21 protein-coding genes are annotated in these 19,421 nt (G+C 63.6%); 2 read left to right on the top strand and 19 right to left on the bottom strand.

Annotation, left to right across the window (positions count from 1 at the left end; all coding sequences use genetic code 11):
- Positions 1 to 289 precede the first annotated feature (289 nt).
- Positions 290 to 880 carry a hypothetical protein gene (locus XW59_RS23435; protein ID WP_047148129.1) on the top strand — a complete coding sequence of 197 codons (591 nt, stop codon included), beginning with the start codon at positions 290 to 292 and terminating at the stop codon, positions 878 to 880.
- A 3-nt stretch (positions 881 to 883) separates the two neighbouring features.
- Here the strand turns inward: XW59_RS23435 and XW59_RS23440 are convergent, their stop codons facing one another.
- Genes XW59_RS23440 through XW59_RS23450 form a run of 3 tightly spaced genes read right to left on the bottom strand, consistent with a single transcriptional unit; the run spans position 884 to position 4,020 of the window.
- Positions 884 to 2,431 carry a DHA2 family efflux MFS transporter permease subunit gene (locus tag XW59_RS23440; protein ID WP_047148130.1) on the bottom strand — a complete coding sequence of 516 codons (1,548 nt, stop codon included), beginning with the start codon at positions 2,429 to 2,431 and terminating at the stop codon, positions 884 to 886.
- Positions 2,418 to 3,593 (bottom strand): HlyD family secretion protein, encoded by a 1,176-nt coding sequence (locus XW59_RS23445; RefSeq protein WP_206077739.1) that lies wholly within the window; start codon positions 3,591 to 3,593, stop codon positions 2,418 to 2,420. Before XW59_RS23445 ends, XW59_RS23440 begins: the two co-directional genes overlap by 14 nt.
- A gap of 1 nt (position 3,594) precedes the next feature.
- Positions 3,595 to 4,020: a MarR family transcriptional regulator gene (locus XW59_RS23450; RefSeq protein WP_137327085.1), complete on the bottom strand. Its 426-nt coding sequence runs from the start codon at positions 4,018 to 4,020 to the stop codon at positions 3,595 to 3,597.
- A gap of 80 nt (positions 4,021 to 4,100) precedes the next feature.
- On the opposite strand from XW59_RS23450, the gene XW59_RS23455 reads away from it, so the two are divergent.
- Positions 4,101 to 4,568, top strand: a complete 468-nt coding sequence (locus tag XW59_RS23455; protein ID WP_047148132.1) for a universal stress protein — start codon at positions 4,101 to 4,103, stop codon at positions 4,566 to 4,568.
- 44 nt (positions 4,569 to 4,612) lie between these two features.
- Here XW59_RS23455 and XW59_RS23460 read toward each other — a convergent pair whose 3' ends face one another.
- From XW59_RS23460 to XW59_RS23535, 16 genes are all read right to left on the bottom strand, one after another.
- Positions 4,613 to 5,548, bottom strand: coding sequence for a LysR substrate-binding domain-containing protein (locus XW59_RS23460; protein ID WP_047148133.1), 936 nt, complete (start codon positions 5,546 to 5,548; stop codon positions 4,613 to 4,615).
- A gap of 37 nt (positions 5,549 to 5,585) precedes the next feature.
- A complete protein-coding gene (locus XW59_RS23465) occupies positions 5,586 to 5,882 on the bottom strand; it encodes a DUF4286 family protein (RefSeq protein ID WP_246666188.1) in 297 nt (98 codons plus the stop codon).
- A gap of 11 nt (positions 5,883 to 5,893) precedes the next feature.
- On the bottom strand, positions 5,894 to 6,862 hold the full coding sequence (locus tag XW59_RS23470; protein ID WP_047148135.1) for a dihydrodipicolinate synthase family protein: 969 nt from the start codon (positions 6,860 to 6,862) through the stop codon (positions 5,894 to 5,896).
- Positions 6,859 to 7,788, bottom strand: coding sequence for a dihydrodipicolinate synthase family protein (locus tag XW59_RS23475; RefSeq protein ID WP_047148136.1), 930 nt, complete (start codon positions 7,786 to 7,788; stop codon positions 6,859 to 6,861). The genes XW59_RS23470 and XW59_RS23475 overlap by 4 nt, the downstream gene beginning before the upstream one ends.
- 4 nt (positions 7,789 to 7,792) lie before the next feature.
- Positions 7,793 to 8,224, bottom strand: coding sequence for a MaoC family dehydratase (locus tag XW59_RS23480; RefSeq protein ID WP_047148137.1), 432 nt, complete (start codon positions 8,222 to 8,224; stop codon positions 7,793 to 7,795).
- A gap of 3 nt (positions 8,225 to 8,227) precedes the next feature.
- Positions 8,228 to 8,641 carry a MaoC/PaaZ C-terminal domain-containing protein gene (locus XW59_RS23485; RefSeq protein WP_047148138.1) on the bottom strand — a complete coding sequence of 138 codons (414 nt, stop codon included), beginning with the start codon at positions 8,639 to 8,641 and terminating at the stop codon, positions 8,228 to 8,230.
- A gap of 9 nt (positions 8,642 to 8,650) precedes the next feature.
- Positions 8,651 to 9,814 carry an acyl-CoA dehydrogenase family protein gene (locus tag XW59_RS23490; protein ID WP_047148139.1) on the bottom strand — a complete coding sequence of 388 codons (1,164 nt, stop codon included), beginning with the start codon at positions 9,812 to 9,814 and terminating at the stop codon, positions 8,651 to 8,653.
- A gap of 20 nt (positions 9,815 to 9,834) precedes the next feature.
- Positions 9,835 to 11,031, bottom strand: a complete 1,197-nt coding sequence (locus XW59_RS23495; protein WP_047148140.1) for a CaiB/BaiF CoA-transferase family protein — start codon at positions 11,029 to 11,031, stop codon at positions 9,835 to 9,837.
- A complete protein-coding gene (locus XW59_RS23500) occupies positions 11,028 to 12,236 on the bottom strand; it encodes a CaiB/BaiF CoA-transferase family protein (RefSeq protein ID WP_047148141.1) in 1,209 nt (402 codons plus the stop codon). The genes XW59_RS23495 and XW59_RS23500 overlap by 4 nt, the downstream gene beginning before the upstream one ends.
- A 123-nt stretch (positions 12,237 to 12,359) precedes the next feature.
- Positions 12,360 to 13,766 (bottom strand): dihydropyrimidinase, encoded by a 1,407-nt coding sequence (gene hydA, locus XW59_RS23505; RefSeq protein WP_047148142.1) that lies wholly within the window; start codon positions 13,764 to 13,766, stop codon positions 12,360 to 12,362.
- Positions 13,767 to 13,797: 31 nt separating this feature from the next.
- Positions 13,798 to 14,211, bottom strand: a complete 414-nt coding sequence (locus tag XW59_RS23510; protein WP_047148143.1) for a DUF3830 family protein — start codon at positions 14,209 to 14,211, stop codon at positions 13,798 to 13,800.
- 26 nt (positions 14,212 to 14,237) lie between these two features.
- Entirely contained in the window at positions 14,238 to 14,984 is a 747-nt protein-coding gene (locus tag XW59_RS23515; protein WP_052958422.1) for an aldolase/citrate lyase family protein, read from the bottom strand.
- Entirely contained in the window at positions 14,981 to 15,931 is a 951-nt protein-coding gene (locus XW59_RS23520; RefSeq protein WP_047148144.1) for a DUF6282 family protein, read from the bottom strand. Before XW59_RS23520 ends, XW59_RS23515 begins: the two co-directional genes overlap by 4 nt.
- A gap of 90 nt (positions 15,932 to 16,021) precedes the next feature.
- Positions 16,022 to 16,990, bottom strand: coding sequence for a TRAP transporter substrate-binding protein (locus XW59_RS23525; protein WP_047148145.1), 969 nt, complete (start codon positions 16,988 to 16,990; stop codon positions 16,022 to 16,024).
- Positions 16,991 to 17,024: 34 nt separating this feature from the next.
- Positions 17,025 to 18,305 carry a TRAP transporter large permease gene (locus tag XW59_RS23530; RefSeq protein ID WP_047148146.1) on the bottom strand — a complete coding sequence of 427 codons (1,281 nt, stop codon included), beginning with the start codon at positions 18,303 to 18,305 and terminating at the stop codon, positions 17,025 to 17,027.
- Positions 18,302 to 18,874 (bottom strand): TRAP transporter small permease, encoded by a 573-nt coding sequence (locus tag XW59_RS23535; protein WP_052958424.1) that lies wholly within the window; start codon positions 18,872 to 18,874, stop codon positions 18,302 to 18,304. Before XW59_RS23535 ends, XW59_RS23530 begins: the two co-directional genes overlap by 4 nt.
- Positions 18,875 to 19,421 lie beyond the last annotated feature (547 nt).

Here is a 19,421-nt window from a genome sequence, read left to right on the forward strand (position 1 = left end):
CGAGGGCTGCCGCGCAGACGGCGCCGGCTTCGGGCGCTGCCCCGTGCTCGGCCGCCGCGCCGTGTGCCGCAGCCGCTCCCCGTCCGCCCGCCGCTCCCTGCGCGGCTGCCGCGCCGTGCTCCGCCGGAGCTCCGGCCAAGGCGCCCGCGCCGCCACCCCCGGCTCCGGCGCCCAAGCTCGCGCCACCGCCACCGCCACCCGCTCCCCTGCCGGTGGAGGCGGAAAAGCCGAAACTCGCGCCGCCACCGCCGCCGCCGGTTCCTTTGCCGGCAACGGAAGGATCGAACGGATGAGCGAGGACACGAAGGGCCAGGCGCTGCGCGAGATCGCCTTTTGCGAGGCGATCCTCGCCAAGGCCGGGCTCAACGTGCTTCTGGAAACCTTTCGCGACGCGGCGGAAATCACTGCCTGGGAGCATTATCCGCCCGGCGACGTCTTCGATGCACAAAGCGGCGCGCAATGGTTCTATCATTGCCATCCGGCGGAGGAGGGCACGGCCGAGCACGGCCATTTCCATTGCTTCGTGAGGCCGGACGGACCGGATGGGCCGATTCACCATCTGGCCGCGGTCGGCGTCGACGCTTACGGTCGCCTCCTGCGGCTATTCACGGTGAACCAATGGGTGGTCGGCGACGATCGTCTCGACGCCGAGGCGGCGATCGCGCTCTTGCCGCGCTTCGACGTGCAGATGCCGCGCCCCTCCTATCTCGTCAATCGATGGTTGACCGCGATCTTCGCAGCCTATGAGGAGGAGATCGCCGTACTGATAAGCGAGCGCGACCGCGTGATCGCCGCTCACCGCCCGGCTAACGGCTCGTCACCCCTCGAGGACCGCGCGTTGGAAGTCACCTCCGAACTGAGAATCGCGCCGCAGGTCTGACGGTTATCGCTTTGATTGCGCCCTGTGCAACAGCCAGGTGGGAAGGAGCGCTGCGAGAAAAACGATGGTGACGATCAGGAAGCCGTCGTGGAATGCGAGCGTATTGGCCTGGATCGCAATGGTCTGGCTCAGGAAGTTGATCGCTGCCGGAATCTGCTGGAAATCGGGCAGGCCCGCGGTTCTGATGATGCCGGCGATCTTGCCGAGCAGGTCCATGGTGGCCGGATTGTCGCTCGTCTGCGTCGCGGTCAGCGCGTCGGCGTGAAGCATCGTGCGGCGTTCGAGGAACACGGCGAGCAGGTTGACGCCGAACGCGCCGCCGAGCTGGCGGATGAAATTGACCGCACCGGATCCCTGAGCCACGAGCTCACGGGGCAAGACCTTGAGCGAGCCTGCGGTGAGCGAGGGAAACACCAGCCCCAGTCCGATCCGCGAAAGCACGGTCCACCAGGCCAGTGTCCAGAAGGTCGTATCGATGCTGACGGACGCGGTGAGATAGGATGAATAGGCGAAGATCAGCATACCGCCGCCGATCAGGTAACCTGTCGGCAGCCGGTCGGAGAGTCTTCCGGCGATGGGAAAGACCAGCACCAGCACCAGTCCCGACGGCATCAGCAGCAGGCCGGCTTGGGTGGGCGTGAGGCCCTGTATCGTCTGAACGAAGAGCGGCAGCAGATAGGTCGACCCGAAGAGCCCGGCGCCCATGATGAAGGCGACGAGCGAGGCCGCGCTGAACGGCAGACTGGCGAAAAGCCGTAGATCGAGCATCGGCTTTTTCGAGGTGATCTCCCACCAGACGAATCCGCTGGCGGCGAGTATCGCAATCACGAACTGCAGCAGAATCGGGTCCGAGGTCCAGCCCTGCCTCTGGGCGTTCGTCAGCGCGTTGAGGAGGGTGGCGAGAAACAGGCTGAGCAGCGCCATGCCACCCCAGTCGAAGCCAGGTCGCGGACCGGTTTGCGTCCGCGTCGGCAGGAACAGGTTCGAAAGCACGATGCCGAGCACAGCAAAGGGAATGCCGAGATAGAAGACGAAGTGCCAGCTGAAGGAATCGATCAGAATGCCGCCGATCCATGGTCCGAGCGCTGGCGCCAGGACAACGCCGATGCCGAATATGCCCATGGCCGCGCCGCGCTGATCGGGCGGAAAGACCTGGAAGAGCAGGATCATGGCGAGCGGCTGGACGACGCCGGCCGCCGCTCCCTGGATCACACGGGCGAAGGTGAGGATGTTCTCGTCGGGCGCGATGCCGCCGAGCACGGAGCCGACCATGAAAAGGACCAGGGCGCCGATCATGGTGGCGCGCTGGCCGAAAGCCTTGTCGGCCCAATCGGCCAGCAGCATGGTCGCCGTCATGGCGGCCAGGAAGCCGGTGGAAATCCACTGCGCCTGGACCTGGCTGATGCCGAATGCGCCCATGACGTCCGGAATGGCGACGTTCACGATGGTGGTCGACAACACCACCGCGATCGTCGCCACCATCACGGTGCCGGTGGCAAACCAGCGATAGGAGGAACCGTAGCGGGCGAAGAGCGCTTCAATCGACGACATCGACGCTGACTTCCACCATCATGCCGGGGCGCAGCCGGCCCTCGCTCTGGTCGATCGAAATGCGCAGCGGCAGCCGCTGCGTTATCTTGGTGAAATTGCCGCTGGGATTGGGACTGGGCAGGAGTGCGAATTGACTGGTCGCGGCTTCACCCAGACGCTCGACCTCGCCCTGAAGCTTCATGTCAGGGAAGGCATCGACGGTGATCTTCGCCGGGGCGCCGAGCTTGACGCGGCCGAAATCGGTTTCCTTCACGTTGGCATCGACCCAGACCGTGTTGGGATCGTGGTAGATGAGCAACCTCGTGCCGGGCGAGACATATTCGCCGGCATCGATGAAGGTACTGTCGATCACACCGTCGAAGTCGGCGCGGATCTCACGATGCGAAAGGTCAACCCGCTTCTGTTCGCGCTGGGCGACGAGCGCTGATTTCTGGGTTTCCAGAGTTGCGATCTGGTGGTTCAGGACATCGATTTGAGCGCCCTCCGAGCGGACGACCGCGAGGTTGGAATTCGCCGTTGCGATGCCGGCGGCGGCGGCCTTTTCCTGTTGTTCGGCCGTGGCGAGTGCCGCCTCGGCCTCATCGAGAACCTGTGCGGAGGTGACGTTGCTTCTGGCGAGGCTGTTCACGCGCTCGAAGCGGCTGCGGGCGCTGCGCAAGGCGGCTTCGCTCGCCGCGTGGTTCGCCTCCGCCGCCCTGACCTCGCTCTCGCCCGCCTCCAGCTTGCTTGCGACCTGAGTGCGAATCATCTCCTGCTGCGCGCCGTATTGGCTCTGCTGTGCTCCTATCCCGGCGATCTGCGCGTCGAGCGCCTTCAGCTCGAGAAGCGTTTGCTCATTGTCGATCGTCGCCAGCAACTGTCCTTTCTTGACGGCATCGCCGGCAATGATCTCGACGGAGGTGACACGGCCACTCGCCTCGCTGCTGACCGTGACGAGATTCGCCGCGATCCGCGCATCGTTGATCGCCACATGCGACCAGCGCTCCGCGAGCCAGGGCGCGGCGACCGCGCCGAGTGCGATCAGCACCGCCACGGCGATGATCGGCCGCAGGTGGCGGCTCCTCTTCGGCGGCGTCTGGAGTGGCTCGGAGGTGGCCGATATCCGTTCCAATATTTCGGGAGACGCGTCGCTGTCCTTCTGAATCTCGACGATCTTGTTCAATTTACAAATTCTCCAATCTGTCGCCGACGGTCTTGAGCGTCCGCCATGCCTGGTCGAGCTCCCCGATGGGGATGTCGGCGAGAATTTCGAGGCGCAGCTCGTCCGCTATGCGGGTTATTTCCGCGATCACCGGCTCTGCCTGGGGCGTGAGGTGAATGAATTTGACCCGCCGGTCGTCCTCGCAGGCTCGGCGGGTGACGAGGCCCAACTCCTCGAGCTTGTCGAGCGTACGCACGAGTGTCGGGCCCTCGACGCTGATACGATCGGCAAGCTCGCGCTGCGGAGCGGCCCCGAACTTTGAAAGTTGGAGCAGCACGACCCAGCGCGCCTGCGTCAGCCCTGTGTGCTTCAGGCGCTCGTCGAGACGCGTGCGCCAGCGACGGCTGACGCGGCTGAGCTCGACCGCGAATTCTGTTCCGATGTCCATTCCGATAGATTCCTATCAAATAGGGTGCTATCCATATTCTCAGATTTGATGAACCGCAACCGGGAAAGAAAGGGCGCGCAATGTATGGGAAGGTTTTGCTTGCTTACGACGGTTCGGTCGAGGGCAGATTGGCATTGCGCGAGGGGGCGAAGCTGGCGAAGCTTTGCGGGGCGGAGGTTTTCCTGCTCGCGGTCGTCGACATCTCGGTCGGAATCATGCTTGCCGAAGGCGCGGCACCTGGCGCCGTCGAGCAGCAGAAGGAGGTCTATCAGAAGGTGCTGGCGGAAGGCGTCGAACGGCTGGAACAGCACGGCTTTGCACCGCAAGCCAGGCTCGAATTCGGCGACCCAGCGCATGAGATCGTTGCCGTGGCCAATGAAATCGGCGCCGATCTCGTCGTGGTGGGGCATCGGCATCAAAGCGCATTTGCACGCTGGTGGAATGGATCGGTGGGAGCAAGCGTGCTTGAAGGGCTGCGCTGCAGCCTTCTCATTGCCCAAAACGATGCCGGAGAGACGGCAGCTTCAGGAGAAGTTTCCGACGATTGACGCGATCGACCTCGCCTCGTCGGGTGAGGAAGTTCGCCGATGCTCTAACCGGCCTCGCGCCGATTGAGGGGGCCGATGAGCGCCTGAAGGTCGGTGAGCCGGCTGCTCGCCTGTTTCTGGAAGATCGAGATGAAGGCGTTAGCAAGCCGCGAGGGAACTCGTTGCTTGGGCAGGATTGCCGAGAGCGCCAGTCGCACCCGGGGCTGGAAGGGGCGGATGGCGAGGTCGGAATAGCGTCCGGATGACGCCGTCATCTCGTCGAGCAATGCGACCCCCCAATTTTCCTGAACGAGCCGCGCGGCCACATTGAGGAAGCGGACCTCCACGGTCGGCGAATAGGGCGCCGCTGCCTTCGAAAAGGCTTCCGCGACGAGAAGGCCGATCCCGTTGCTGGTATGTGGGGCGATTAGGTTCTGCTCGCGCAGGTCGCCGGGCGTTATGAAGGGCAGGGCGGCAAGGCTTGAACCCTGCTGACAGACGCAAACGGTCGTCAGCTCCGCAATCGGCTTGAGACTCAGGCCGTGCCGCTCATGTGCCTCCATGCCGAAACCGACATCGGCAAGGCCGCTCTCAACCGCGTCGAGAACGCTGTTGAGTGGACGGGTATCCAGCGAAAGATAAGCTGCGGGATGCAGTTTCAGGAACTGCGCCATGACCGCCGGCAGGATGGATTCGGAAAGCTCGGCGGTGGCCACCACGCGGATGCGTCCGATGCGGCCCGCCTTGAGGTCGGCCGCGCGCTGGTTGACCGCCTGCTGATGATGGAAAAGCGGCTCGGCCTCCTCAAGCAGCAGCTTCGCCTCCTCCGTGGGCACGAGGCGGTTGCTGATGCGCTCGAAGAGTTTGAAGCCGAGCTGGGATTCTACGTGCTTGATCGCGTTGCTGACCGCCGATTGCGACATCGAAAGTTCCTCAGCCGCCGCGATCGTGGTGCGGCAGCGCATGACGGAACTGAAGATTTCGAGCTGTCGCAGGTTCATACGCGGTTCCACCCGTCGCGCGGCATTCGTCCTCCGTTCAGCTAGCCGCCTGCTCCCGCTCCAATGGCGCCAGTCGCAGGCGACGGAAGTTGCTCACCCGATCCTCGAAGGGACCGAAACCCTTGATCGCATGAAATTCCGGTGTCTCATAGGCCTCGGGGCCGGTGATCTCGTAGACGGCCACATATTTGGGGCCGCCCTCAACGCACCGGTGCCGTTTCGCCGAGAGCCACCCCGGACAGGCTAGGATATCCGGAATGTGGATCTCGTCGTACCAGGCATTGAAGTCATCCTCGACTTCGGGATCGATGTCGACCAGAACAATATGCTGCATTGCCATCGCCGTCAGACTTCCAGGACGCCGGCGGTCGCAAGTGCTGCGCGCAGAAGCTCGGTCTCTTCCGCCGAAAGCGCCTTGATCGGCGAGCGCGAGGTCGCGGTTTCGAGTCGTCCGAGAAGCACGAGGCAGGTCTTGAGCCTCAACGTCGCCAAATGGCCCGGCGCACCGTAGACGATACGCGCGAGGTCGTAGAGGCGTTCGTGAATCGCGCGGCCTGCGGCAATGTCGTCCGCCAGCATCGCGCGCTCCAACTCCACGATGAGTTCAGGGATCACTGCCGCCAGGCTGACCAGACTACCCTCGCTGCCGATGGCGAAGCAGGTGAACAAATGCTCATCGCCCGAAGCCATGACGCCGACATCCGGCCGCAGCTTTTTCGTGAGGCGTCGCGTCGCCTCGTAGGCGGCGGTTTCCCAGCTTCCTTCCTTGATGCCGACGACGCTGTCGATCTCAAGCAGGCCGGAAAGAGTTTTCTGCGTGAACGCGGTGCGGCCCGAATTGACCGATCCCTGGAAGAGGAAGACCGGCAGGTTGGATGCTTTTGCTATCGCCCGGTGATGCCCCTGGATCACGCGGTCGTCGGCGCCCAGCGCCCAGGAATAGGGCGGGAACACCATCACGGCGTCCGCGCCCGCTTTGGCGGCGTCCTCGGAAAGCTGCACGGCGAGATCGGTACTCTCGGCATTGATGCCGGCGACGATCTTGCGTTCACCCGAGGCCTCGCGGGCAATGCGCATGACGGTGGACTGTTCGTCTCGCGAGAGCGCGAAATTCTCACCGGCATGGCCGTTGACGAGCAACCCTGCCATGCCGGCGGTGGTGACGACGGATTTGAGATGCGCGGCGAGCGCGGTTTCGTCGACGACGCCCTGCGGCGTCATCGGGCAGATGGTTGACGCGTAGACGCCGCCGAAGGGGTGGGACGTCGAAATCGTCGGCGCGCGCGGCGCCGATTCGGGTTGATGGACGTTCATGAGGAGAGCCCGCTTTTCCGGGTGATTGCGACTATGGCGTCTTCGATGTCCGGTGCGACCGGCATCAGCGGCAGCCGCGGTGAGGCGTTGTCGATGATCCCGAGTGCCTTGAGCCCGACCTTGATGCGCGTATGCATGTCGATGAGAGGGGCCGCGCCATAGATCGTGCGCACGATCGGATGCAGCCGGTCGCTGGCCGCGCGCATGGAGGCGAGGTCCTTCGCCTCGGCGGCTCTCCAGAGGTCCGAAAGCCAGTCGGGCGTCAGCGATGCGAGCCCTGAAAGGAGCCCGTCGCCGCCGACGGCCAGTTGCGGCATGAACCAGTCATAGTTCGAAGGAAGCATCGCGACGTCGGAGGCCGCGGCCTTGAGTACGCGGAAGTTTTCTTCATAGGCGAGCATGGTGTTGCTGCCTTCCTTGACCGCGATAACTTTCTTCAGGGAGGCGATTTCGCACAAGGCTCTGGTCGAATAGCCAAATCCCGATGCGAGCGGAAACTGGAAGACAGACGCCGGTATGTCGAGCGAGGAGGTCACCTTGTCGAAGAATGCCCGAGGCGCGTCGGTCGAGGCCGCCCCTCCGCCGAGTGCGGCCGGCGGAAACACGACATAGCAATCCGCGCCTGCTTCGCGCGCCGCCTTCGCCTGGGCTATCGCATCGGCGACGCCATGCGGGATGACGCCGGCAAGCAGCGGCTTCTCCTTGCCGATGACCGCACGGGTCCGGCGGATAACCTCGGTGCGCTCTTCTTCCGAAAGTGACGTGGCTTCGCCGGCATGACCGTTGACGAACACGGCCGCGACCGTATCCGGCACGGCGCAATAGGCGAGGACGCGTTCATAGCCCTTCCAGTCGATCGCTCCGGTTTCGTCGAAGGGCAGCACGGTGGCGACGGTCACGCCGCGAAGATCTTTGTGGTTCAGCATGTTCTCACGCAGGTTTCGGGCGAGGATACTTCAGGGTGGCTCGCGCTTTCAGGACTTCCTTGCCTTCCTCGTTGATGGCCGAGGCCTCCCAGACGAGCGTTCGCGTCTCCTCGTGCTTTTCGGCTATCCAGACGTCGACGGTGATCGTATCGCCGTAGAACACCGGGCCGGTGAACCAGAAGCTGTCCTCGATCGATACGCCGAGCACGCCCGCCAGTTCCGCCGTCAGTACGCTGGTGCACAGGCCGGCCACCATGATGCCCGGCGCGAGGCGACGACCGAAGCGCGTGCCCGAAGCATAATCCTCGTCGATATGCACGGGGCCGAAGTCTCCGGTGGCGGCGATGTATAGCGCGCCGTCGGCTTCGGTCACCGTCTTGGCCGCCGACACCCGGTCGCCCACCGACAGATCGCTGAACGGAATGACGTCGTACATGGCTCAGGATTCTCCGGCCGGGACGAGACGTGCCTCGCCGGAAGCGAGCGCGGCGCCATCGGCGTTGAGCGCGAGCTTGAAGGCAAATGAACCGCCCTCGTTGGAGACAAGCGTCGCGACGGCTTCGACCGTGGTGCCGACGGTGATGGCTTTTTCAAAGTCGAGACCGTAGGAAGCGATGCGATGGCCGGAGCCCGCGAGCCGCGACAGGCACGTGGTGAGCAGCGACGCCGCGGCCAGCTCGAACACGGATATGTCCGCAAGCCCTGCAGCCTTCGCCTTGCCGCGATCGACGTAAAGGCCGCCGAGATTGCCGCTGATGCCGGTGAACATGGCCTGTTCGGCAACCGTCATGGTCTTGCGGAAGGTGACGCTGTCGCCGACGGACGGTGCCACGAACTGGTTCTTGATCGTCATAGCTGTTCCTTAGATCGAAAGGCCGTTCTTGATGACCGAGCGCGCCACGAGCATCCGATGGATCTCCGACGTGCCGTCATAGATGCGGGTGACGCGGGCATCACGATAGATGCGCTCCAGCGGCAGTTCCTTGGTGAAGCCGTAGCCGCCGAAAACCTGGATTCCGCGGTCGGCGACCTTGCCGAGCATTTCGGACGCGAAAACCTTGATCATGGAAACCTTGTCGCGCGGGTCGAGGCCGAGATCGATGTCGCGCGCGCAATCGAGCACCATGCTGCGCGCGGCGAATATCTCGATCGCGGAATCGGCGATCATCTTCTGGATCATCTGGTAGTCGCCGATGGGTGAGCCGAACTGCTTTCGCGTGGCGGCGTGCTGGCGCATCATTTCGAGCACGCGCTGGGCCATGCCGACACAGCGCGCGCCTATATGGCCGAGCCGTATCGCCGACACGCTCTGCATGATGAGCTTGAAGCCGCCACCGACCTCGCCGAGGACGGCATCTTGCGGTATCCGGCAGTCGGAGAAGACGAGCTCGGCATGACCGTAGCCGCGATGGCCCATCATCGGTTGCGTGCGCGCGACGGAGAAACCGGGCGTATCGCGATCGACCAGGAAGAGCGTGATGCCACCGCGCGCGCGTTTTTCCGCATCGTTCAATGCCATCACGATGACGTAGTCGGCGATGTCACCGTCGCTGATGAAATGCTTGGTGCCGTTCAGCACCCATTGGCCGTTTTCGAGCCGCGCCGTGGTCGAGATCGAGGCGGCGTCGGAACCGGCGCCCGGCTCGGTGATCGCCATGGCGCAGATCTTCTCGCCCTTGACCGTGGGGAGCAGGTATTTTTCGCGCTGGGCGGGCGAACAGGCCATCAGCATCGGATAGACCTGCCCGAAAATCCGGCGGATCAGTGCGTCCGAGGTCTGGCCGAGCTGTTCCTCAACCAGGCACATGTCGAGCGTGCTCAGCCCGCCGCCGCCGACCTCCTCGGGCATGTTGAGCGCATAGAGGCCGAGCGCGATCGCTTCCTGCTTCAGCGCTGCGAGCTTTTCGGGTGGGATGTTGCCGAGACGCTCGACCTCCATCTCCAAAGGCTGCACCTTTCCCTGGACGAAGCGACGGACGGTTTCCACCGCCATGCGGCATTCGTCTGAAATCATCATCATGTTCATGGGCGGACGTTCCCTCGTTGTCAGGCGGCGGCGGGGACGGGGCTTGCGATGACCCCGTCCTCCGCCAGCCGGTCGATTTCGGATTCGCTCAAGCCGATCTCGGATAGGATGGCGCGGCTGTCGCAGCCGGGGCTGAGCGGCATGGTGTCGATGCCGGGCAAGGCGCCGTCATAGCGCAGCGGATGCGCGATGAGGCGGATCTTGCGGCCGTCGACTTCGTATTCGCGGAAGGCGCCCATATGGGCGGCCTGGCGATCCTCGGCGAGTTCGTCATAGGATTGCACGCGCTCGAACCAGATGCCGTGCGCGTCGAAGCGGGCTGCAAGGTTCGCGAATGTATGGCCGGCAAGCGTCTTCGCCATTGCCGCGGCGTAGCGCTCCCGCTCCGCGTATCGGTCGATGCCGGCAAGGGCTTGAAGCTCGTCGCTTTCGAGTGCGGCCGCAAGCTTGACCGGGTCGTTCATCGAAAGGACGATATGGCAATCAACCAGTTTGTAGGCTCCATAAGGCGCGTCGTGATACCAGCTTCCGATATTGGGCCCGCGCCGCATCACGTCACCCTGCACCTGGCGCATGAAATACATGGTCAGGGCCTCGCTCTGGAGATCGATCGCGGCCTGGAACAGGCTGGCTTCGACGCGGGTTCCCTCGCCGGTCTGCAGCTTGCGCACGAAGGCGGCGAGAATGCCCATGGCAAGCAGGGAAGCACCGTGCTGGTCGGCGATCGCCGCGCCGACGATCGTGGGGCCGGCCTCCGACGATCCGGTGGCCGCGACCAGGCCCGAGCGCGCCTGCATCAGCAGATCCTGGCCCGGGCGCCCTGCATCCGGACCGTCGGCGCCAAGACCGGTAGCGGACGCATAGATGATGTCCGGCTTGCGTGCCTTGATCGCCTCGTAGCCGTAGCCCAGCCGGTCGAGCACGCCGGGCCTGAAGTTCTCGACGATGGCGTCGGCGCCGTCGATCAGCTTCAGCATGATGTCGCGCGACTTCGGGCTCTTCAGGTCGATCGCGAGGCTGCGTTTGTTGCGGTTTGCCGAAAGCAGGAAGGCGCTGACGCCGCCGGCATAGGAGTTGCCGCCGGACCAGCGCCGCTCGAACGCGCCCGCAAGAGGTTCTATCTTGATGACGTCGGCGCCCATGTCGGCGAGATATTGCGTTGCCGCCGGGCCTTGCAGGTAATGACAGAAGGAAATGATCCGCATTGCGAGTTTCATGCGGACCTCCCGGCCCCGTCGGCGCAGGCGACGACGCCTTGCGAGACGAGACCGTCGATCTCGTCCTGCCCGTAGCCGGCTTCGGCAAGAATTTCGCGAGTCTGCGCGCCGAGCTTCTGCGGGGTACGGTGCACGGCGGGCGCGGCGCCGTCATAGCGCACCGGATGGGCGACGAGCGTCACCGGCGCGCCGGTCGCGCCTTCGACCGTGCGGAACGCTTCCAGATGCCTTAGCTGCGGATTGGCGGGGAGGTCATCGTAATCCTCGACCCTGGCATTCCAGATCGCGGCGGCGTCCAGCAGGCCGATCGCCTCGTCGGTGGCGAGCGTGGCAACCTTTTCCGAGACGAGCCTGGTGATATCTTCCCGGCGCGAGAAAGCATCCGCTTCCGGTATGTCGAGCAGCGCCTCGACACCGAGCGCCTTTCCCAGCACGGCCGGCGGGCTCATCGAAATGGCAATGAAGCCGTCCCTGGTGGCATGGATGCCGTAGCCGCCGGCGCTGAACCACGAGGCCACGCCGCCCGGTCCGCGCGGCGAGGTTCTTGGCGCGCCGTTTAGCCAGGCAGTGATGGATTCACCCTGTAGATCGATCGCGGCCTGGAGCAGGCTGACGTCGACCCGGCCACCCTTGCCGCTGCGCTCGCGCCGGAACAGCGCCGCGACGATGCCCATCGTATAAAGTGCGGCCGCGTGCTGGTCGATGACGACCGAACCGATTGGGACGGGCGGGCCGTCGGCTCGCCCGGTATGGGCCGCCAGCCCCGACATCGCCTGAAGGAGCAGATCCTGTCCTGGCCGCGATGCATAGGGGCCGGTGGGACCGAAACCGGTCGCGGCGGCATAGATCAGGCGTGGATGTTCCGTGACGAGCTCATCGGGGTCGAAACCGAGGCGCGCCATGGCGCCCGGACGGAAATTCTCCATCATCACGTCGGCGGAGCCGATGAGCCGGCGGACTACCGCCTTGCCCTCCTCGCTCTTCATGTCGACGGCGAGGCTGCGTTTGTTGCGCCCGGTGGAGAGGTGGTTCACGCTCTGCCCGTCGACGAAGTGCCCGGCAACCGCCCAATTGCGCTGGAAGGCTCCGTCCAGCGGTTCGATCGCGACGACATCGGCGCCCATGTCGCCAAGCAGTTGTGCCGCGGCCGGTCCGGCGAGGAAATGGTTGAAGCTGAGAACCTTGATGCCGCTGAGGATGTCCATGGCGCCGATTTTCCGTTTGCTTTTCGATGAGACTACCAACGCGCGCTCGGGCTCGGCAGTATCGACATCTATGATCTTTCGACCTGTGAGTATTTCTCCGGCAGATAGTTTGCTTGCCGGCGCTCACGCCGCATAGGCGCTCTTTTCCCGCTCCAGAACGCGGCCGTGATCCTTGCCTGCGACGATCTTGCCGTCCTCGACGACAATCGTTCCGCGCGAGACGGTCATCACCGGCCAGCCGGTGACCTCGAAGCCTTCCCAGGGCGTATAGTCGGCGCCGTGATGCAGGATCTCCTGCCGGATCGTTTCCTTCCGGTTGGGATTCCAGAGCGCCAGGTCGGCATCGAAGCCGATTCCAATCGACCCCTTGCGCGGGTAGAGCCCGTACATTTTCGCGTGATTGGTGGCCGACAGCTCGACGAATTTCTGGGGCGTGATGCGACCTTTCGAGACGCCTTCCGAAAACAGTATCGGCAGCCTCGTCTCGACGCCCGGAATGCCGTTCGGAACCCAGCGGAACGAGGTGCGCGCCTTCGGATTGAGCTTTCCGTCAGTCGAGTCGTAGCGAAACGGACAGTGGTCGGAGGAAAATGTCTGGAAGACGCCTTGCGCGATGCCTTCCCAGATCGCCTTTTGACTATCGCAATCGCGTGGTGGCGGCGAGCAGACATATTTCGCGCCCGTCATGTTGAGCCCCTTGAGGCTTTCCGCCGTCAGCGTGATGTATTGAGGGCAGGTCTCGGCATAGACCTTCAGGCCGCGCTGCTGCGCCCAGCGCACCTGCTCCATCGTCTCTCGTCCCGAGACATGGACGATCATCATCGGCACGTCGATCAGCTCGGCATGGCTGATCGCCCGGTGCGCGGCCTCGCGCTCCACGATTTCCGGGCGCGACACGGCGTGATAATAGGGCTCGGTCTTGCCCGCCCGCTCCAGCCGCTCCGCCAAAAACTTGATGGTGTCGTAGCCTTCGCAATGGACCATCACCAGCGCCTGCGTGGCGCGCGCGACGTCGAATACTTCGAGCAATTGCCGGTCGTTTAGAACCAAATCGTCATAGGTCATGAAGACCTTGAAGGAGGTGTATCCCGCCTCGACCAATGCCGGCAGCTCCTGGCCGAGCACCGCCGGTGTCGGATCGGAGACAATGAGATGGAAGGCGGTATCGATGTGGCACTCGCCTTCGGCTAGGGTCCGGTACTCCTCCACCGAGCCGCGCAGCGACGCGCCGCGCTGCTGGAGCGCGAACGGCATGACGAGCGTGTTGCCGCCCGCCGCGGCGGAGGCCGTGGCCGATGCGAAATCGTCCGCCATCACGATGCCGGGGCCGGAGGGTTGCGCGATGTGCACGTGGCTATCGATGCCGCCCGGCATGACGTAGAGGCTCGAAGCATCGATTTCCCGCTCGGCCCCGGCAACGGTTTCGGCTATGACGGCGATCTTCTCGCCGGCGATCCCGATATCGGCCTTGAACATGTCGCTGGCGGTGACGATGGTGCCGCCGCGTATCGCGAGGTCGAGCTTGGTCATTCCGGTTGCGCTCCTTTGCAAGACAGGTCCGTCAGAGGCGTTCGAAGGAAATCTCCCGCGCGCCTTCCCAGAGCGCCTTGCGGCCGAGGGCGGGCAGGAGGTCGACATTGTCGGTGATGGTGAGAAAGTGATTTCCGGCGAGCTGGCCGGCCATGCTGGCGAAGTTCACCCGGCCATAGGCGAGCAGGATCTCGGTTTCGCTGACGCCGCCCGGATAGAGGATCACCTCGCCGGGCGCTGGATAGCTGGTGGCGTTTTCGTATCCGACGCCGAATTCCATGGCGCCCAGCGGAATCCACACGGCCTCGCCGCTCCAACGCACGTGGATCGCCTTGTTGCGGAACGGCAGATAATTGAGGAACGCCGCGCAGGTGTCGGGCGCCTTCTCCTTTTCCAGCCTTGCCTCGAAAGCGACCCCCGCCAGCGTGATCCTGAGCTTTTCCATTTCCGATCCTTTTCCAGACGCGGCAGTCAGCTGCGCATCAGTGCGCGTGCCTCGGCGGCAGCGGCGGCGCCGGCTTCGAACAGAAGGTTGATGTCGTTGGCCGCGACGACGTAGCTCGCGCCGAGAGCAAGCGCGTGCGTGTGCACGAGGCTCGGCGGGACGCCGATCACGCCGAAAAACTTGCGCGCGTCCTTCGTCGCTTCCGCGATTTCACGGAAAGCCGCGAGCACATCTGGATGACCGATATTGCCGGTGTGGCCGAGGGATTGGGCGAGGTCGTTGCCTCCGACCAGCAATCCGTCGACGCCTTCCAGCGCCGCGATCGCCCGGACATCCGCGACCCCCTCGCGGCTCTCGATCATCAGGACCACTTCCAGCGCGGTTTCGCTCAGCCCGATCAGGTCCCGGACCGGCATCGGCCGGAAGCCGATGGGCGCGATCGGTGGCGGAATGGAGCGTGTCCCGTGTGGGGGAAAGCGCACTTTTTCGACGACGAATTTCGCGTCGGCCAGGCTGTCGACGTGGGGCACGATCAGGCCGGCCGCGCCGCAATCGACCACCCGCGTCAGCATTTCGGAGCCGATGCCGGGCACCCGGACGTGGACGGGAAAGCCGGCTTCCCGCCCCGCGACCGAGAGCGTTGCCGCTTCGCCGAGCGACATCGCGCCGTGCTCCATGTCGGCGAGAAGGAAATCGAAGCCGCAATGGCGCGCGACCGCCATCATTTCGAGCGAACGGAAGACGCAGGCGGCAAGCCCGATGCGCGCACTCATCCTTCCAATCCTCGCTCGGGCTTGCGAACCTTGAAGAGGCGGGCGGGATTGTCGGCGATCATGCGCCGCAGGTCAGCCGCCGCAATGCCGCTGCCGGCGAACATCATCACGAACTCGCGAAACGCCTCGACCGGCGGCGGCAGGACTAGCGCGCCGCTGTCGCTCGACAGGACGATGTTCGCGGAGCCCACGGTTCCGATCACCTCGAGTGCGGCGGCAAAATCCGCGCGCGGGAAGCGATGACGTTCCGCGTCGATCATGGTCTGCGCAATATCCGTGGCATGGCTGAAGACGAAGAAGGAATATTCGAGCATGCAGCCGGTCTCTGCGATCGCGCCCGCTTCCTCGACCGTCAGATAGCCCGCCGGCGCCAACATTCGGCTGCAGCCTCGCTCGGCCGCGGCCTGTGCGACGCGAACGGCTTCGGGGCCGGAGAGGTGGCCGAGATTGAAGACGATGTCGGCCTCGACGCACAGATCGATGATTTCCGCGACCGCGTCGGGAAGCGGCCCGCGCTCGGAAATCGACAAGGTGGTCTCGACATAGGCCGGGCCGCGGTTTTCCGAACGGGCGACAAAAGCGGTGTGATGGCAGGGCAGCGACACGAAGCGCGCTCCGCCTGTTCCATAGCCCATGTTCAAAGCCGTCGCGACGACACGTGGAGAAAGGCCGCCCGCGTAGGGTTCGAGAATGACGCCGCCGAACACGTCGACGCCGAGGTGACCAAGCTCTCGGTTGGCGAGCGCCGCCAGGCCGGACGTATTGGCGAACACATCCATCAGACCGAGACCGGAAAGGCCGGCGCGCGAGGCCGCGCGCACCGCATCGAAGAGAGTGACGGTGCGTTGGTTGATATGAGGGCAGCAATGGACATGGCTGTCGACGGCGCCGACAAGCAGTTCCATTCCCGGAACAATCGCGATTTCACGATCCACGGTTTCTTCCATGACGCGCAATTCTTCCTCCCGATGGTCGTGCCATCGCGCGGCGATGACGGAGGGCCGGGGCCATGTTCGGCCCCGGCGGTACTTCGCGATTTACTTGTTCAGGGCCTCGAAGAGGGCGCGCTGCGAGTCGCTCTCCAGGAACTTGTCGTAAAGGTCCTTCGATGCTTCGCGGAAGCCGGTGGTGTCAGGCTCGACGATGGTCACGCCTTTTTCCTTCAGATCGGCGAGCAGAGGCTGCTCCTGCTCGATCACATACTGGCGCTGCCAGACCGCCGATTCCTCGCCGGCCTCCAGAAGCGCGGCCTGTACGTCCTCGGGCAGGCTTGCGAATTTCCTCTCGCTCATGAAGATGTGCGCGGTCAGGTTCAGCCATCCGACCAGGGAGAAATGCTGGGCCACCTCGTAGAAGCGCTGGGCATCGTAGTCGGATGTCGCGCCTTCCGCGCCGTCCACGATGCCGCTCTGCAGCGCCCCGTAGAGTTCGCTATAAGCAAGCGGCGTCGGGTTGGCGCCGTAGGCGCGGAACGCCTGGACATGCATCGGCTGCTGCATCGTCCTGATTTTCAGGTTGGCGATGTCACTGATGGAATTGATGTCCTTCTTGGTCATCAGGTGGCGGATGCCGGAGGAGTAGGAGCCGATAAGCTGGAAGCCCGACGCGGTGGCGGCATTCTGCATCATTCCCTTCGCCGGTCCTTCGAGGGCTTTGCTGAGGGCGGCGACGTTTTCGAACATGAACGGCATATCGAGGACACGCAGATCCTTGACGAAATTGCTGAGAAGCGAGTTGGAGGTCATCGCCATGTCGACCGTGCCGAGAAGCGCGCCTTCCACAAGCTGGGACTCGTCGCCGATCTGTCCGTTCGGGAATATCTCGATCGTGGCCTTGCCGTTCGTCTTCTCCTCCAGAAGCTCGCGGAGTTTCTGCAGACCCTTGTCCTGGATGGAGCCGGTGACGTTGGTGTGCCCTGCCTTGATGGTGATCTCGGCGGCCTGCAGCGGGCCTGCGACCGAGAAGGCGAGCCATGAAAACACGGCGGTTGCGATTATCTTGTTCATTTTTTCGGTTCCCCTTTAGTTGACCTGGTTGATTTCACGGAAAGAAGAAGCGCGGCAGCGTCAGCACGATCCACGGAACATAGGCTGTGAGGATGAGCACGATCGTCATCGGAATCAGCGGTATCCAGACCCGGCTCACCACCTGCTCCACCTTACGGTTCGAGACCATCGCGGCGACGAAGAGGCAGATGCCGTAGGGCGGCGTGACGAGCCCGATCGACAGGTTGAGCGCGGTCATCACCCCGAACTGGACCGGATCGATGCCGTAGCCGATCGCGATCGGCATCAGCACCGGCAGAATGATCAGGATCGCGGAGATGCTTTCCATGAACATGCCGATGATCAGCAGGAACAGGTTCACGATCAGTAGGAAAATTACGGGGGATTCGGTAACGCTCCTGAACCAGGCGTCGAGCATCTGCGGCGCGCCCAGCGTGGCGATGATCCACGAGAAGACGCTGGCGGTGGAGACGATGATGAGCACCGCGGCTGAAAGGCTGATGGCTTTGAGGAAAAGCGCGGGCAGGTCGCGGAAGCCGATCTCGCGATAGACGTACACGGAGATGACGATGGTGACGAGGACTGCCATCGCAGCAGCTTCCGTGGCCGTGAAGACGCCTCCGACAATTCCGCCCACGATGATGAGAGGCAGCGTAAGGCCCGGAATGGCGGCGAGGAATGCGCGTCCGAGGCGAGCAAGAGAGAAGGGCTCGCTGTCGCGATAGACGGCTCCGCCGCGCCGTGCGAACAGCCAGCAGGTGAAGGCGAGTCCGGCCGCGATCATCAGCCCGGGCACGATGCCTCCGAGGAACATGGCGCCGATCGACAGGTTCGACGTGATGGCGATGACGACCATGATGATGCTTGGGGGAATGATGGGCGCGAGCGCGCCGGAGGCGGCGATCACCGCGGCGGAAAGGTCGATGTCGTAGCCGCGCCGCCGCATTTCCGGCGTCAGGATCGACCCCACGGCCGCGGTGTCCGCCGAGCCGGAGCCCGATATCGCCGCCAGACCCGTACCGGTCACGATGGCGACCATATAGAGACTGCCGGTTATCCAGCCCACCAGAGCGGCGGCCAGGTCGACGAAGCGCCGGGCTATTCCGCCCTCGGCCATTATGATGCCGGCGGTGACGAAGAAGGGAATCGCCATCAGCGGAAATGAGTTGACGCCGCCATAGACGCGTTGCGCGACAATCGATAGCGGAACATCCGTCATGGTGACGATCGCCAGCAGGGCGGCGACGCCGAGCGCGAAGACGACGGGAAGTCCAGAGAAGATGAGGAGCAGAAAGCCGCCGAATGCATAGGTCATTCGATCTCTCCGCCTTGGTTGGCCGCAGTGATGGAGGGGTCGCGGATTTCCGGCAGCGTCGCCAGGGCGAACTCCAGCAGGAAATAAGCCATTCCCGTCGGCAGCGCGAAATAGGGAAGGGCAAGCGGAAGCTGCAAGGCGGGCGAACGAACGATGAAGCCGAGCGCGAGCAGGCTGAAGCTGCCGATGATGACGACCACGAGGAACCAGGCGGCGAGGATGAAACCCGCACCCTTGACGATACGCTGAACGAAGATCGGGCAGCGTGCCACGATGACGTCGATCGCCACATGGTGCCGGTTGCGCATGGCGATGCCGGCGCCCAGCATGACCAGCCAGATCTGCGCGAAGGTGGCACTCTCCTCCGACCAGGAGATGGAATAGTTCAAGGCATAGCGCCCGAGCACCTGCGCGAGGATCAGGAACACCATCGCGCAAAGCAGGGTGATGGCAACCGCGTCCACGACACGGCGCAAGAGGCGCAAGGCAAGACTTGCCGCCGACAGGATGCGCGCGATCGCACCGTTCTGTTCCGGTGTGTTCAGACTCTCGATATTTGATCCGTCCATCGTGGATCGTTCCCCATTCTGGTTATTGAGTGATGGCCGAAAACGAAGACCGATGGAGCACGATGCATATGCCTCGTACCCGCCTGCCTTCGACAAGTTGCTAAGCTTCTCCTTTTCTCGGAAGGGGCTGCACGTCCGCCCTTCTTCGTTCCGATAGAGCGAACTGTATCAGCGGCGCGGGCAGCGACCACTACCACAAGCTATGATTTTTCCTACAGAGAGTATTTGTAAATTTGATAGTCTCGCCGTTGGTCCGGTTTCAGGCGGAGCCTAGGTTTCGAAACGGGTTCGATAAGACATCCGCATAGCTGTTTCCCGGCTGGAAGCTCTCGCTGAATCCATTCTTGCGAACAAACAATGAAGGGGGCAGGGCCGGCTGGCACGGTATTCACCGTCTAAGATAGGTTTGACGAATGACTCTCCGCCTTCATGTTGGGCAATGTCCAAACTGCTGCCAAGGCCGACTATTTCTGTTTCGGAACCTGGCGTATGGAGACATTTACGGGCACTGTGAGGAGTGCGATCAAGGCTATACGACGCCGGATGA

This window comes from Aquamicrobium sp. LC103 (assembly GCF_001014615.2).
Classification (GTDB): Bacteria; Pseudomonadota; Alphaproteobacteria; order Rhizobiales; family Rhizobiaceae; genus LBCQ02.